12 protein-coding genes and 2 pseudogenes are annotated in these 14,779 nt (G+C 72.2%); 7 read left to right on the top strand and 7 right to left on the bottom strand.

Going from position 1 to position 14,779, the window contains the following annotated elements:
• Positions 1-2,400 (bottom strand): TIM-barrel domain-containing protein, encoded by a 2,400-nt coding sequence (locus ACFQO7_RS08005; RefSeq protein ID WP_376805808.1) that lies wholly within the window; start codon positions 2,398-2,400, stop codon positions 1-3.
• A 73-nt stretch (positions 2,401-2,473) separates the two neighbouring features.
• Here ACFQO7_RS08005 and ACFQO7_RS08000 point away from each other — a divergent pair, with 73 nt between their 5' ends.
• On the top strand, positions 2,474-4,444 hold the full coding sequence (locus ACFQO7_RS08000) for a beta-galactosidase (protein ID WP_376805807.1): 1,971 nt from the start codon (positions 2,474-2,476) through the stop codon (positions 4,442-4,444).
• Between the two features lie 9 nt (positions 4,445-4,453).
• Here the strand turns inward: ACFQO7_RS08000 and ACFQO7_RS07995 are convergent, their stop codons facing one another.
• The 4 genes and pseudogenes from ACFQO7_RS07995 to hisN all read right to left on the bottom strand — a co-directional run bounded on the left by ACFQO7_RS07995 (position 4,454) and on the right by hisN (position 8,549).
• Positions 4,454-4,846, bottom strand: a complete 393-nt coding sequence (locus ACFQO7_RS07995; RefSeq protein WP_376805806.1) for a hypothetical protein — start codon at positions 4,844-4,846, stop codon at positions 4,454-4,456.
• A 32-nt stretch (positions 4,847-4,878) separates the two neighbouring features.
• Positions 4,879-6,288, bottom strand: a complete 1,410-nt coding sequence (locus ACFQO7_RS07990; protein WP_376805805.1) for a DUF1254 domain-containing protein — start codon at positions 6,286-6,288, stop codon at positions 4,879-4,881.
• Positions 6,289-6,826: 538 nt separating this feature from the next.
• Positions 6,827-7,639: pseudogene (locus ACFQO7_RS07985) on the bottom strand (hypothetical protein); the annotation flags it as partial.
• Between the two features lie 106 nt (positions 7,640-7,745).
• On the bottom strand, positions 7,746-8,549 hold the full coding sequence (hisN, locus tag ACFQO7_RS07980; RefSeq protein WP_191841793.1) for a histidinol-phosphatase: 804 nt from the start codon (positions 8,547-8,549) through the stop codon (positions 7,746-7,748).
• Positions 8,550-8,651: 102 nt separating this feature from the next.
• On the opposite strand from hisN, the gene ACFQO7_RS07975 reads away from it, so the two are divergent.
• A complete protein-coding gene (locus tag ACFQO7_RS07975; RefSeq protein ID WP_376805804.1) occupies positions 8,652-8,930 on the top strand; it encodes a DUF2087 domain-containing protein in 279 nt (92 codons plus the stop codon).
• On the opposite strand, the gene rsgA is transcribed toward ACFQO7_RS07975, so the two are convergent.
• Together rsgA and aroA are read right to left on the bottom strand one after the other, a co-directional pair.
• Entirely contained in the window at positions 8,915-9,910 is a 996-nt protein-coding gene (gene rsgA / locus ACFQO7_RS07970; RefSeq protein WP_376805953.1) for a ribosome small subunit-dependent GTPase A, read from the bottom strand. The genes ACFQO7_RS07975 and rsgA overlap by 16 nt on opposite strands.
• Before the next feature lie 49 nt (positions 9,911-9,959).
• Positions 9,960-11,246 (bottom strand): 3-phosphoshikimate 1-carboxyvinyltransferase, encoded by a 1,287-nt coding sequence (gene aroA, locus ACFQO7_RS07965; RefSeq protein WP_376805803.1) that lies wholly within the window; start codon positions 11,244-11,246, stop codon positions 9,960-9,962.
• A gap of 111 nt (positions 11,247-11,357) precedes the next feature.
• On the opposite strand from aroA, the gene ACFQO7_RS07960 reads away from it, so the two are divergent.
• The 5 genes and pseudogenes from ACFQO7_RS07960 (at position 11,358) to rsrA (ending at position 14,769) form a co-directional block, all read left to right on the top strand.
• Positions 11,358-12,038: an SOS response-associated peptidase gene (locus tag ACFQO7_RS07960; RefSeq protein ID WP_360521221.1), complete on the top strand. Its 681-nt coding sequence runs from the start codon at positions 11,358-11,360 to the stop codon at positions 12,036-12,038.
• A 179-nt stretch (positions 12,039-12,217) separates the two neighbouring features.
• Positions 12,218-12,565 (top strand): annotated as a pseudogene (locus ACFQO7_RS07955) (WhiB family transcriptional regulator); the annotation flags it as partial.
• A 330-nt stretch (positions 12,566-12,895) separates the two neighbouring features.
• On the top strand, positions 12,896-13,537 hold the full coding sequence (locus ACFQO7_RS07950; RefSeq protein ID WP_376805802.1) for an alpha/beta hydrolase family protein: 642 nt from the start codon (positions 12,896-12,898) through the stop codon (positions 13,535-13,537).
• Positions 13,538-13,657: 120 nt separating this feature from the next.
• Positions 13,658-14,494 (top strand): sigma-70 family RNA polymerase sigma factor, encoded by an 837-nt coding sequence (locus tag ACFQO7_RS07945; RefSeq protein ID WP_239168068.1) that lies wholly within the window; start codon positions 13,658-13,660, stop codon positions 14,492-14,494.
• On the top strand, positions 14,491-14,769 hold the full coding sequence (rsrA, locus tag ACFQO7_RS07940; protein WP_203699406.1) for a mycothiol system anti-sigma-R factor: 279 nt from the start codon (positions 14,491-14,493) through the stop codon (positions 14,767-14,769). The genes ACFQO7_RS07945 and rsrA overlap by 4 nt, the downstream gene beginning before the upstream one ends.
• The last annotated feature ends 10 nt before the right edge of the window (positions 14,770-14,779 follow it).

Raw genomic sequence — 14,779 nt, 5'->3', positions numbered from 1 at the left:
TCAGTCTCCTGGTGCCTGCCAGGTCGCCGTGAGCAAGCCGTCCACCGGGCCCAGCGTGGCCCGCACGCCGTTGACCAGCACGGTGGCCGGAGGGGTGCCGCCGGCGACGGTGGGGAACGCGATCGCCGTGACCCGGGCCGGCCCGGCGATGGTCACCGAGAGCGTATCCCCGTCCCGGCGTGCGGCGACAGTGCTTACGTAACCGTCGTCCCGGATCTCGGTCACGGCGTCGCCGCCGCCGAAGCTGAGCAGCGTGAGCTGCGCCCACGGCCCGTCGGCCAGATGCGCGGCGGGTGCGGTGACCGGTAGCAGAGCGTCACGGCGTACCCACAGCGGCAGTTGGGTCAGCGGGGGATCGACCCGCGACGTGACGCCGCCGACGATCACGTCGCCGCTCCACCAGTCGACCCACTCGCCCGGCGGCAGGTAGACGTCCCGCTGCTGACTGGCGCTGATCATGGGCGCGACCAGCAGCTCCGGCCCGAGCCGGTACACGTGCTCGGCCCGCCACGACGCCGCGTCGGCGGGGGTGTCCACGCCGAGCGCGCGCATCATCGGCTCGCCGGTCTCCGCCGAGCGCAGCGCGGCCGAGTACAGGTACGGCAGCAGCCGGTAGCGCAGCCGCAGCGCCTCGATCACGTCGGCCTCGACGGCCGGGAAGCGCCACGGTTCGCGGGTGGTGGTGCCGTGGAAACGGACCAGCGGAGACAGCGCCCCGAACTGGGCCCAGCGCAGGTACAGGTCGTCGCTGGGGGTGCCGCAGAAGCCGCCGCTGTCGTGCGACCAGTACGGCACACCGGACAGCCCGTGCGCGAGCCCGCCGTTCATCGACGACGCCATGGCCTCGTACGAGCACATGGTGTCCCCGCCCCACTGCGCGGCATGGCGCTGCCCGCCCAGGTACGACGAGCGCCCCCACACCGTCGAGTGCCCGTGCACCTCGCGGGTGACCTCGGCGACGGCGTCGTTGAACAGCAGCGCGTACACGTTGTGCAGCTCGGTGCCGGTCATGCCGTTGAAGGCGACCGCTTCGGCGGGCACGCCCTCGGCGAAGTCGGTCTTGAAGACGTCCACGCCCTGCCGGGCCAGCGGCCGCAGCAGGTCCTGGAACCAGGCCGTCGCCTCCGGGTTGGTGAAGTCGACGATGCCGCCGGCGGGGAACGAGCCGTGCCAGGAGTCGGCGACGTACACCGCGCCGTCGGCCCGGCGCAGCAGGAAGCCCCGCTCGGCGGCCTCGGCGAAGCGGTCGGTGCGGTGCGACAGGTACGAGTTCATCCAGACGCAGACCCGGAAGCCCTGCTCGTGCAGGGTGGCCAGCATGGCGTCCGGGTCGGGGAACGCCACCGGGTCCCACAGCAGGTGCGACCAGGTGCCCTCGGCCTGCCAGTAGGTGTCCAGGTGCAGCACGTCGCAGGGGATGCCATGTTCGCGGATCGTCGCCGCGCGGGCCAGCACCTGCTCCTGGGTGTCGCGGCAGAAGCCGGACGAGATCCAGGAGCCGAACGCCCACTTCGGCGGGCACGCCGGCCGGCCGGTGAGCGCGTTGTACCGGGCCAGCACGTCGGCCGGGGTGGGCCCGGCGAGCACGTAGTACTCGATCAGGTCGTCGGGCACGATCAGCTGGGTGACGCTGCCGGTCGACGCGCCGAAGTCGAACTCCACCGGCATGCCCGAGTCGACCACGATGCCGTAGCCCCTGCTGGACTGGTAGAACGGCACGTTCTTGTACGCCCGGTCGGACTCGCTGCCGAAGGCGTCGAAGTTCCACATCACCGGCCGCTGGCCGCGCAGGTTCAGCGCGGTGAACCGCTCGCCGGTGCCGGACAGCACCTCGTCGGCGGGCATGAGGAAGCTCTCGTGGTAGGCCACGATCCGCCCGTCCACCCGGGAGCAGCCCAGCGGCAGGGTGCGCATGCGGCCGGAGATGTCGGTGAGCCCGGGGTCCGCGCCCAGCAGGCGGCGGCCGTCGGCGTCGTGGAAGGACAGCCGCCACGGGCTCAGCGTCACCTCGGCGGTCAGCGGGCCGGCCGTGACGGTGACGGTGTTCTCGCCGGTCACCACGGTCGCCACCGCACCCGGGTCGGGCTGGGTGAGCGGGAGCAGCCGGGCGCTGCGGCTGCGCGCGCCGGACTCCTCGGACAGCCGCACCCGCAGGATGCCGTCGCCGGCCGCGCCGACGTGCAGTTGCAGCGTGGTGCCCGCGTCGGTGTGCGCGTGCAGCGTCGCGCCGGTGGAGTCCTTGCCGGTCAGCTCGGCCCACACGACGGACTCGGGGCCGTGCTCGCCGTGCGCGCGCCGGGGCAGTTCCGGCGGGTCGGCGGAGAAGTACTCGTGGGCCACCAGCGGTGGGCGGAACGGCATGATCGGCTCCCAGTGCGGCGTCTGCTGCAGGTACGTCATCTTTTAGTTTTCCGTGTAGCCAAACAAACGTCAACGGTTGACGCTCGTGAGTGATCCCTCTACTTTGGCCGCCGTGCCAACTAACCCGCTCTTCTTCGGCGCCGACTGGAACCCCGAGCAGTGGCCCGAGCACGTCCGCGACACCGACCTCGCCCTCATGCGCGAGGCCCGCGTCACCGCGGCCACCGTCGGCGTCTTCAGCTGGTCGCGCCTGGAGCCGAGCCCGGGGGTGTACGACTTCGGCTGGCTCGACCGGGTCCTCGACGGCCTGCACGAGCACGGGATCGGCGCGGTGCTGGCCACCCCGACCGCCTCCCCGCCGCCCTGGTTCACCCAGGCCCACCCGGGCGCGCTGGCGAAACGCCGCGACGGCGTACGCCTGGTCCACGGCTCCCGCGACACCTACTGCGTCAACGCCCCCGCCTACCGCGCCGCGAGCCTGCGTATCGCGACCGTGCTGGCCGAGCGTTACGCGAGGCACCCGGCCGTGCGGCTGTGGCACGTGCACAACGAGTACGGCACCTGGTGCTTCTGCGACCACTGCGCCCGCGCCTTCCGCACCTGGCTGCGCGAACGCCACGGCACCGTGGCCAAGCTCAACGACGCCTGGACCGCGGACTTCTGGAGCCAGCGCTACACCGACTGGGCCCAGGTGCTTCCACCCCGCGCCACCCAGTACCTCGGCAACCCCGCCCACGAACTGGACTACCGCCGCTTCCTGTCCGACAGCATGCTCGCCGCGTACGCCGAGCAGCGCGACGCGATCAAGGCGGTCGCGCCGGACGCGCAGGTCACCACGAACTTCGTGCTCGGCGGCTGGGTGCCCGTCGACCACGCCCGCTGGTCCCGCGAGGTCGACCTGGTCGCCATCGACCACTACCCGTCCTCGCTGGACGGCACACCGGCCCAGAGCGCCTTCGCCGCCGACGCCGCCCGAGGCTGGTCGGCCGCCGCCGGCCACGACGGCACCTGGCTCCTCATGGAACACGCCCCCGCCCACGTCACCGAGAACGGCGTACAGCGCCGCAAGCCACCCGGCATGCTCGCCCGCATCGCCCTCGCCCACCTCGCCCGCGGCTCCCAGGGCGCGATGTACTTCCAGTGGCGCGCCAGCGCGGGCGGCGCCGAGCAGTGGCACACCGCGATCGTCGGCCACCCCGGCCCCGACATCCGCGTCTACCGCGAATTCCGCGCCCTCGGCGAAACCCTCGCAGGCGAAGGAAGGGCACCTTCTTATCGCTCCGCGTATAACAAGGTGCCCTTCCCAACCGGCGAAGCGGGGTCACCTGCGGCTGGTGTCGGCCGCGGTGAGGTGGCGGTGTGGTTCGACGAGGTGTGCGGGTGGGCGGTCGGGGCGTCGCACCTGCCCGCGCCGCTGGACTACCAGGGCGTCGTCGAGAGCTGGCACCGTGCGCTGTGGCGGCGGGGGTATCCGATCGACGTCGTGCCGCCCACGGCGGCGCTCGCCGAGTATCGCGTGCTGGTCGTGCCCGCGGCGTACCTGCTCACCGATGAATCCGTGCGCAGGTTGGACAATTACGTCCAGGCGGGCGGGCACTTGGTGGTGACCTACCTGTCCGGGATCGTGGACGAGCACCTGCGGGTGCGGACCGGCGGCTACCCGGGTGCGCTGCGCGAACTGCTCGGCATCCGGGTCGAGGAGTTCGACCCGCTGCCGCCCGGTGCGGTGGTCACCCTCGACACCGGTGACCTGGCCGCGGGCTGGACGGAGCACCTGACCGCGCCCGGCGTGGAGGTGCTCGCCCGCTACCCGGACGGCCGCCAGGCCGTGACCCGGCGCGAGCACGGCGCGGGCACCGCGTACTACGTGTCCTGCGCCCTGGACGACGCGGCGACGGCTCGTCTGCTCGACGGGATCTGCGCCGCCACCGGAACCGTCCCGATCCTGCCCCACCTGCCCGACGGCGTGGAGGCGGTGCGCACCCCCGACGGCGTCTGGCTCTTCAACCACACGGACGAACCGCACACGATCGCAGGCCGTCTCCTCGCCCAGGGCACCGCCGCAGGACTCGCCGCCGCATAGCGGCTCCGGTCAGGCGGGACGATGGTCGACGAAACGGTCACCGCCGTGTGCCGCGAGCGTCGCCGCGATCTGATCCGGCGTGTCCTTGACCTTGGCCAGGTCGAGCAGGACCCGGCAGGGGCGGCCGTCGACCGGGTTGGGCGCGTGCACCAGCCCTCGGTCGAGCAGCGCGCCCGGGACCGGCACGAGCAGCAGCCGGCAGACGACACCACCGTCGAGGCCCGGTCCCCGGTACAGGATCACGGTTTCCACCTGGGACCAGAGCACCTCGGTCGCCCAGGCGCCCCGAGTCAGCGCCAGGCTGTGCGCATCGACCCGGAACCCGTGCCACGGACCGTGCCAGAAAGCACTGCTCCAGCGCCGGAACCTGCTGAGCCACCCGTTGAACCGCCCGCCAGCCATCGGGCACATGCTAGGGGACGGCGTTGCGGGAGTCAGCCCGTGCGCTCGATCTCGCCGGGTCGCCAGGTCTGGTCGTACCAGGGCTGGAGCGGGCCGTAGAGGCGCAGCATGGTGAACCAGTTTTTGCCGGGCACGGTCTGGATCCAGTTCGGCTCCCGGCCCGGCGGCGGCGTCGGGCCGAAGAACACGTCGGTGGTGCCGTCGGAGTTCGCGACGACGGAGCCCGAAAGACTGCTCACGCTCGGGTACGGATTGTCGGTGACGAGCAGCGAGCGGGTCTGGCAGTCGTACACGGTGACCGACCAGAACGTCTTCGCGGGCACGTGCCGGGGCAGGCGCAGCCGGTAGGAGCGGCTTCCGTCGAGCCACCGGCCGTCGGCGTCCTCGGCGGTGTAGGCGTACGCGGAGCCGGTGCCCACCGGCGACGCCGCCATCGCGGGCGTGACCACGGTGGCGAGGTAGTGGAACATCGCGCGGGCGTCCAGCAGGCGGGCGCCCTCGCTCAGGAACTCGTGGCTGCCGCCGACGAAGACGCGCTTCCACGAGGAGTCCGGGTAGTAGTAGGCGTGCGGGTCGCGAGGGCGGAAGGCCAGCGCACGGGCGATGCCCGCACCCAGCGGCGCGGCCGTGGAGAGGATCGCGCGCAGCCGTTGGTCGGGGCCGAACACGTCGCCCTTGACGATGCCGATGCTCGCCAGGATGCCGCGCCGTTCGGGGTCCAGCGACTCCAGCGGCTCCTCCTGGACCACCACGTCGACCTCGTCGTAGAAGGTCGCGTCGTTGGCGTGCACGGTGTTGTGCGGCCGGTCGGCGAGGTCGACGAACTCGTTCGGCGGCGGGTAGGCGGCCTGTGCCAGGGGGTACACCCGGACCTGGCGGACCGCGTCGACGCCGTCGAGCGCCCGGAACACCGCCCAGTTGGTGAAGGTCGGGCAGCGGAAGGTGTAGTAGCCGTCGGGCACCTCGTCCTCGTGGTCCGGGGGCAGGAACAGGTACTTGCCGCCCCTGCCCTGGTCGGGCCCGGCCAGGCCGAGGTCGGTCACGTAGCGGAACCAGAAGTCGTCGACGACGCACAGTGAGTTCGGCGGCACCTCGACCACGGTCGGCCCGTCGGTGTCCAGGTCCAGGAAGGTGTGCCCGTACGTGGTGTCGGTGTTGGGGGTCAGGTAGAGGCTGGTGGAGTTCAGGCGCGGGTCGGTGATGCCGATCTGGCGGGCCGAGGTGACGCCGACGTTGCGCAGCCCGGCCCGCATCGCCGACAGCGACGCGGCGGGCATGGCCACCAGGAACGCCTCGATCGCGCGGACCAGGTCGAGGGCTTCGTACAGCCCGTCGACGCTGTCCGCGGCGGGCAGGCCGTCGTGGAAGGCGAACCTGCCGAGCGGGGTGTCCAGGCTCTCGGGCATGCCGACGGCGGCGAGGATCTCCTTCGGGATGGACATGGCGCGCACCTCTCGCGCGGCCGCGCGCCGCGCCCTTACCGCACCGTACGCAGAGCTGATGCGCTATGTCCCGGGTATGCCGAGGAAGTGCCCGCCGGACCGGTGACCTGGTCCGTGGTCAGTCGGCGTTGACCGACAGCGGGCGGCGGACGGGGCCGGGCAGCGTCATCGGCGGGTGGCCGGCCGGGTGGTTCCCGTCGGCGGGGCCATGGCCGTGCGCGGCACCGGGTCCGAAGCCGTTGCCGGGCAGGTAACCGCCGGTCGCCTGCTCGGGGGCCGGGCCTGCCGGCGCGGGCAGGTGACCGTTGGCCGCGGCGTGGCCGTTCGCCGGCAGGTGCGTCGTCGAGACGGGGACCATGACCGGCACGTAGCCGCCGGTCGCGGGCTCGGGGTCGGGGTCGGGGGTGCGGGCGGGCAGCGGGATGGTTCCGGTGCGCGGGCCCGCCTCGCCCGCGCCGGGCACCTGGAACACGCCGCGCGCCGGATGCTCGGGCAGACCGGGCACGGAGACGGAACTGAACCGCACCGGTAGCGGCACCGGCTCGGCGACCAGGTCGTGTTGCGGTTCGGCGTAGCGGGTGAGCGCGATGACCGCGCCCAGCGTGATCACGAAGCCGAGCGCGGCGACCCAGGACATGCCGGGGCGGATCTTGTCGCCGAGCAGCAGCATGCCGATCACCGCGGCGGGCACCGCGCCCGCGGCGTCCATGGCGGCGACCGCGGCGTTGGTGGAGCCGCGCTGCATGGCCAGGCCGAGCAGCAGCTGCCCGGTGAGCGAGTGCGCGATGACCAGGTAGAGCAGCGGGTTCAGGCCGAACTCGACGATGGTCTGGGCCGAGGCCAGCGGCCGGGCCGCGATGGCGGCGGAGGCGAAGCAGAGCCCGGCGAGCGAGCCGAGCACCACCGAACCGAGCACGCCCTTGACCTTGCCGGCGAACGCGCTCACCCCGGCGATCGCCACCAGCGCGACGACCAGCGAGATCACGCCCTTGGTGTCCAGCGGCTCGGCGTGGCCGGGCTCGGCGGACACGGCCAGCATGCCGATGCCGGCCATGACCCCGAACAGCAGCAGGATCTCGGCGAGCGGCAGTTTCCACTTGAGCAGCACGACCCCGGCGAACGCGGTGACGCACAGGCCCGCGGTCACCGCGGACTGGACGAGGAACAGCGGAAGGTCGCGCCGCGCGCCGAGGGCGAGGAAGAAACCGAGGATCTGGCAGCCGAGGCCGAGCAGGTAGGTCGAGTTGCCGAACAGGCGCAGCAGCAGCCCCGGATCAAGGCTGTCCGTCGTCGCTGTGCGTGTCGCCGCGATGGACTGCAGCAGGTTGGCGATGCCGTACGCGGCGATCATCGCCACCAGGAACCACCAGCCAGAGGACACCACCCACGCAGCTTAGACCCTTAGGGGTCGGCTGCGCCCTACCCGCCCGGCGACTTCACCGAGTGAATGAGAGTGACTACAGTGCGCGAAGACCGGCGGGGCTCAACCGTTCCAGCACGTCATCGTGCAACTGCCCGTTGGTGGCCACCGCGGAGCCCCCGCCCGCGCCCGTCCGGCCGGACAGGTCGGTGAAGGTGCCGCCCGCCTCGGTGACGATCGGGACCAGCGCGGCCATGTCCCAGAGCATCAGCTCCGGCTCGATCATGATGTCGAGCGCGCCCTCGGCCAGCAGCATGTAGCCGTAGAAGTCGCCGTACGCGCGGCTGCGCCAGGTCTTGCGCATCAGGTCGAGCACCGAGGCCAGCCGGCCGGTCTGCTCCCAGCCGTCGAGCGAGGAGTAGCAGAAGCTCGCGTCGGCCAGGCGGCGTACGCCGGAGACCCGGATCGGCTGCGCGGCAGCCTGGTGGCGGCCCGCGAACGCGCCGAGCCCCCGCGCGGCCCACCAGCGGCGGCCCAGCGCCGGGGCGGAGACCATGCCGACGACCGGCTCGTCGCCCTCCATCAGCGCGATCAGGGTGCCCCAGATCGGCACGCCGCGGATGAAGTTCTTGGTGCCGTCGATCGGGTCGATGACCCACTGCCGGTTGCCGCTGTTGCCGGTGACCCCGAACTCCTCGCCGAGCACACCGTCTCGCGACCGGGTCCGCGCCAGCGTCGAGCGCAGCGCCTTCTCCACCGCCGTGTCCGCGTCCGAGACGGGCGTCAGGTCCGGCTTGCTCTCCACGTAGAGATCGAGCGCCTTGAACCGGGACATGGAGATGGAATCGGCGGTGTCCGCCAGCACGTGGGCAAGCCCAAGGTCGTCCGAATAGCGGGCCATGGCGAGAACTTATCGGATCTCCGCCCCGCCGAGGTAACGGGTTGGCGGACCCGCCGCAAATGGGAACGCGTGGACCGCGAAAGGAGGGGTACTTTCCCCGTTATGAGCGCGAACCCGGAAAAGGTGCTCCGGACGTTTCTGGACGAGCACGGGCGGCTGACCTCGATGCCGGCGAAGGCGGGCAAGCGCCAGGTGCTGCTGGAGCACATCGTCGCGGCGTTCGAGCCCGGCGTGAAGATGACCGAACGCGAGGTCGACGCGGTGCTGCGCGCCTTCTACGAGACCGACTGGGTGTCGCTGCGGCGCTACCTGATCGAGGCCGGCCTGATGGCCCGCGCCGACGGCGTCTACTGGCGCACCGGCGGCTACGTCGAGGTCTGACCGGGGTCGGTGTCGCCCGCCCGGGAGGCCAGCAGGCGGCGGAACGAGGCCAGGCGGCGAGCGTCGGCCTTGCCCTGGGCCACCCAGGCGTCCAGGGCGCACTCGTCGCCGGTGTGCTCGCAGTTCGGCGGGCAGTCGACGGTGCCCTCGACCAGGTCGGGGAAGCCGTGCAGCAGGTCGTCGGAGGAGACCAGGGCCAGGCCGAAGCTGCGTACGCCCGGGGTGTCGATGATCCACGACTCGCGCTTGTCGGGCAGCCGCAGCGCGACCGCGCTGGTCGAGGTGTGCCGCCCCTTGCCGATGGCGCTGACCACGCCGACCGCCCGGCGGGCGTCCGGGATGAGCCGGTTCACCAGGGTCGACTTGCCCACGCCCGAGTGCCCGACCAGCACCGAGCGTCGCCCGGACAGGCGCTCGCGCAGCTCGTCGAGGTCGCCGTCAGGTCGGGTCAGCACGTAGTCGAGGTCGAGCTCGGCGTAGTAGCCGATCACCTGCTCCGGTCCGGCGAGGTCGGCCTTGGTCAGGCACAGCAGCGGCTCGATGTCGGCGGCGTACGCGGCGACCAGGCACCGGTCGATGAAACCCTCGCGCGGCGGCGGGTCGGCCAGCGCGCTGACGATCACGAGCTGGTCGGCGTTGGCGACCACGACCCGCTCGATGCGGCCCTCGGCGGTGGTCTCGTCGTCGTCGGCGGTGCGCCGCAGCACCGAGCGCCGCTCCTCGATGCGCACGATCCGGGCCAGGCTGCCCGCGTCGCCGGTCACGTCGCCGACCAGGCCGACCTCGTCGCCCACCACGACGGACTTGCGGCCCAGCTCGCGCGCCCGCATGGCGGTGACCTCGAAGACCTTCTTGCCCTCGTGCACCACGCAGGTGTAGCGGCCCCGGTCGACGGCGACCACGAAGCCGGTCACCGCGTCGTCGTGCTTGGGCCGGGTGCGCGTGCGGGGACGCGAACGCGACGACTTGGTGGCCCGCACCTTCACGTCGTCCTCGTCGTACTCCCGCTTCTTCTTCACCGCCGGCCCCTCATCTTCCCGCGACCACCGCGCTCCATAGTGACGGGAATTCGGGCAGCGTCTTGGACGTACACGCCACGTCGCTGAGCTGCACGCCGGGCACCCGCAGGCCGATCACGGCGGCGGCGTGCGCCATCCGGTGGTCGTCGTAGGTCTCGAAGACCGTGCCGGTCAGCGGGCCGGGCGTGATGGCCAGGCCGTCCGCGGTCTCCTCGACCCGCGCGCCGAGCGCCGTCAGCTCGCGGGCCAGCGCGGCCAGCCGGTCGGTCTCGTGGGTGCGGATGTGCCCGACGCCGCGCAGCGTCGACGGCCCGTCGGCGAGCGCGGCCAGCGCGGCGACGACCGGGGTCAGCTCACCCACGTCGGACAGGTCGGCGTCGATGCCGTTGATGGTCCCCGTGCCGGTGACGGTGAGGCCGTGCTCGGAGAGGGTGACCGTGCCGCCCAGCGCGCCGAGCAGCTGCCGGACCTTGTCCACCGGCTGCACGCTGCTGCGCGGCCAGCCGGCCAGGGTGACGCTGCCGCCGGTGACCAGCGCCGCGCCGAAGAACGGGGCCGCCCCGGACAGGTCCGGCTCGATCTGCCAGGCCCGGCCGGACAGCCGGCCCGGAGCCACGTGCCAGACGTCGCGGACCGAGTCGTCGACCGCCGCGCCCGCGGCGCGCAGCATCTGCACCGTCATCCGCAGGTGCGGTGCACTGGGCACGGGGTTGTCGCCGGTGTGGCGCACCGTGATGCCCTCGTCGAAGTCGGCTGCGGCCAGCAGCAGGCCGGAGATGAGCTGGCTGGACAGCGAGGCGTCGACGGCGACGTCGCCGCCGCGCAGGCCGCCCTTGCCGTGCACGGTCAGCGGCAGGCCGTCGATGCTCGACGCCTCGATCGTCGCGCCCAGCGCGCGCAGCGCCTTGAGCAGCGGACCGAGCGGGCGCTGCCGGGCACGCGGGTCGCCGTCGAAGGTGACCGGCCCGTTGGCGAGCGTCGCCACCGGCGGCAGGAAGCGCATCACCGTGCCGGCCAGGCCGACGTCGACGTGGGCGGGCCCGACCGGCGGCCGGGGCCGGATCTCCCAGCGCTCGTCGTCGGAGGTGGACACGTGCGCGCCCAGTGCCCGCAGCCCGGCCGCCATCAGCTCGGTGTCCCGGGCGCGCAGCGGGGCCAGCAGCGTCGACGGCCCCATGCCGAGCGCGGACAGCACGAGTGCCCGGGCGGTGATGGACTTCGAACCCGGCAGGCGCACGACGGCGTCCGTCGCATCGACGGCGGTCGGTGCGGTCCAGGGCACGAGTGCTCTGCTCACGCCTTCTCCTCGCTGCGCTTCTTCGGCGGCTTCTCGGCCGCGCACGGTTCGCTCCCTGCGTTCGCTTACGCTCACAGTCTGCCTGATAACCGCTGGCGTAAGGTGAGCGGCATGTGTGGGCGGTACGCGACGACACGTACGGCGGCGGATCTGACCCGGCTGTTCGGGGCCGAGGACGAGACCGCCGAATCGCTGGCCCCCGACTACAACCTCGCGCCCACCGACCCGGCCCCGATCGTGCGGGTCGACGCGGCGCGCGACGCCCGGGTGCTGAGCCTGGCGCGGTGGGGCCTGGTGCCGCCGTGGGCCGACGACCCGCGCACCGGCCTCAAGATGATCAACGCGCGGGCGGAGACGCTCGCCACCTCGCGGGTGTTCGCGCCCTCGTTCGCCGGCAAGCGGTGCATCGTGCCCGCCGACGGTTGGTATGAGTGGGTCCGCACCGACAGCGGCAAGCAGGCCTACTACATGACCGACCCGGCGGGAGGGCTGGCCTTCGCGGGCCTGTGGACGGCGTCGAGGTTCGGCTTGAGCTGCACGATCGTCACCACGGCGGCGCAGGGCGAGCTGGCCCGGGTGCACGACCGGATGCCGCTGCTGCTGGAGCCGGAGTTGTGGGCGGCCTGGTTGCAAGGCCCGGCGGACCCGGAACTGCTCGCGCCCCCGGCGCCCGGCTACCTGTCCGGTCTGGAGATCCGCCCCGTGGGTCCGGCCGTCGGCAACGTACGCAATGATGGTCCTGAATTGACGGTGCGGCTCGCGGAGCCTGACGTTCAGGCTGGCCTGTTCTGATTTTGCGCTGGATCGTTCCAGTTTGTGTCACCGGTTTTCGGGTAAACCCTTGCCCCGTCCTTCTACCGTGCGGTAGAACGCAGCGTCGGTGGTAAGCGGCAGTGCCGCGCGTCACCGTCTGTCTGAGCCGGATCCTCCCGCCGGGGGCGGGGGGACCGACCCACGGGGGAGGTGGGTGGATGACCCGCGCGCGTATTCCACGCCCGCATGAAGTCGCCGCTGCTCGCAGAGACCCGCGCTTGGTGCGGGCCGTGCGGGAGCGGCATGACAACGCCTGGCGGACCAGAGGAGCCTGCCAGGCCGTCGACCCGGAGACGTTCTTTCCGGCGCCGCTGGAGCCGGCCGACACAGCCGTCCAGCTGTGCGGCAGGTGCCCGGTGTCGGGGGCCTGCCTGGCCTGGGCGCTCAGTGTCGGCGACTGCCACGGTGTCTGGGGTGGCACGACCGCACGTGAGCGGCGGGCCATGCTGGTCGCCTGGCGCACCGAGGAACAGCAGGAGGAACTGCCCTACACGGCGTACGGGCCCCAGCCGGACCTGGTGGTCTCGGCCGGGCAGCTCGCCCCGCCGCAGCGGGCGCCCGGGGTGGCCCGGCAACTGCCGCGCATCCCCACCCAGTCCCGCGCCGAACTCGCCCTCTGCACCCTGGGCGAAGCCGACCGCGACAACGCCCTTCTCCTGACCAGAGAACCCGCCCACGCCGCCTGACCCACACCACCCATCCACCCGCGTTGATCATGAACTTATGGCACGGCTCGACGGTGTGTTGCTGCCACAACTTCATGATCGACGCGGATGGAAGGGGTGTGCCGCACGGAGACCGGGTGGTCGGGGCGGGATGATCGTGGTGTGCGAGGTGTGACGGAGACGGTTGAGACCGGGCGTGGGCCGGCGCAGGTTGCTGTCACGGTGCCCGGTGGGGCGGCCGGGCGAGCAGGAAAGCAGGCGAAGGCCGGTGCTCCGGGCGCGTTGCTGGTGCTCGGGCACGGGGCCGGGGGCAGCGTGGACGCGCCTGATCTGATCGCCGTGCATGACGCCGCGGCCGCGGCCGGGCTGGTGGTGGCCCTGGTCACCCAGCCGTATCGAGTGGCTGGGCGGCGTGCGCCCGCCCCGGCGGGACATCTCGACGAGGCATGGCGGACGGTCGTGGACGGGCTCACCGAGCGCTTCCCCGGACTGCCGCTGATCGTCGGCGGCCGGTCCAGCGGAGCGCGGGTCGCCTGCCGCACCGCCGGTGCGGTCGGCGCGGCCGGCATCGTGGCGCTGGCGTTCCCGCTGCACCCGCCTGGCAAGCCGGAGCGCAGCCGGGCCGAGGAGCTGCGTACGGGGCTGCCGACGCTGGTCGTCAACGGTTCGGCGGATCCGTTCGGCGTGCCCGACACCGGACCCGGGGTCGAGGTCGTTGTTCTCGAAGGAGAGCGGCACGACCTGCGCAAAGCGCCGGAAACCGTCGGTCGGGCCGTGCTCGGGTGGCTGCGCGCCCGCGGCTGGGCGCGGTAGCGGCGAGCCGGAGTGACGGTCGCCACTGCCCAGGTCGTCCCGCGGAATGCGACAGCCGTCGCGTGGCGTTACAGACCGCGAGTGGGCCGGAAGCATGCGGCCCCGGCGAGAGGTGGATCCATGGTGCGGACGGGAACGCGCTGCCTGACGCGGTCGGGCGACGATCCGGTGCTGAAGACCGTGGAGCGGCTGCTGTCGGCTCCCGCGTGGCCGGCGGCGCTGGACGACGACGCCGCATCGGGCATTACCGCGGTGCCCGCCCCGCGGGTGCACCTGGCATCGGTAGAGTCAGCCTCAGCGCTGCGGTCCGCTGTCAAGGAGCCGCGGCAAGAGCGTACTCCGAGGGTGGTCTCGCGGTTGACCAGCACCGACAGCGTCGAAGAGCGTCGTTCCCGCTTCGAGCGGGACGCGATGCCCTTCCTCGACCAGCTCTACGCGGCCGCCCTGCGGATGACGCGCAACCCGGCCGACGCCGAGGACCTGCTCCAGGAGACGTTCCTCAAGGCGTACGCCGCGTTCCACCAGTTCGAGGACGGCACGAACCTCAAGGCGTGGCTCTACCGCATCCTCACGAACACCTTCATCAACTCGTACCGCAAGAGGCAACGGCAGCCCATCCAGGCGCCGACGGACGAGATCACCGACTGGCAGCTGGCCGAGGCGGAGTCGCACACCTCCTCGGGCCTGCGTTCGGCCGAGACCGAGGCGCTCGACCGGCTGCCCGACAGCGACGTCAAGGACGCGCTGCAGTCGTTGCCGGAGGAGTTCCGGTTGGCGGTGTACCTCGCCGACGTGGAAGGCTTCTCCTATAAGGAGATCGCGGACATCATGAACACGCCGATCGGCACCGTGATGTCCAGGCTGCACCGTGGCCGGCGCAACCTGCGCAAGCTCCTGGAGGGCTATGCGGCGGAGCGCGGGTTCTCGGGCACGACCAGCGCTCGGGAGGCGTCATGACGACGGAACACGAGGACGGCGACTGCCGCGAGGTGCTCACCGAGGTATACCTCTACCTCGACCTCGAATGCTCCGACGACCGGCGTTCGCTGATCAAGCAGCATCTCGACGAGTGCTCGCCTTGCCTGCGCGAGTACGGCATCGAGCAGGAGGTCAAGGCGCTGGTGAACCGGTGCTGCGGGCAGGAGCAGGCGCCCGCGGAGCTGAAGGACCGGCTCCGGGCCAAGCTCTCCGAGCTGGTCGTCGAGGTCGAGGTCACCCGCGAGCTGGGCTGACCGGCCCATT

This window comes from Catellatospora aurea (genome assembly GCF_042663325.1).
Classification (GTDB): Bacteria; Actinomycetota; Actinomycetes; order Mycobacteriales; family Micromonosporaceae; genus Catellatospora; species Catellatospora aurea.
This window is presented reverse-complemented; position numbering and strand designations above follow the sequence as displayed.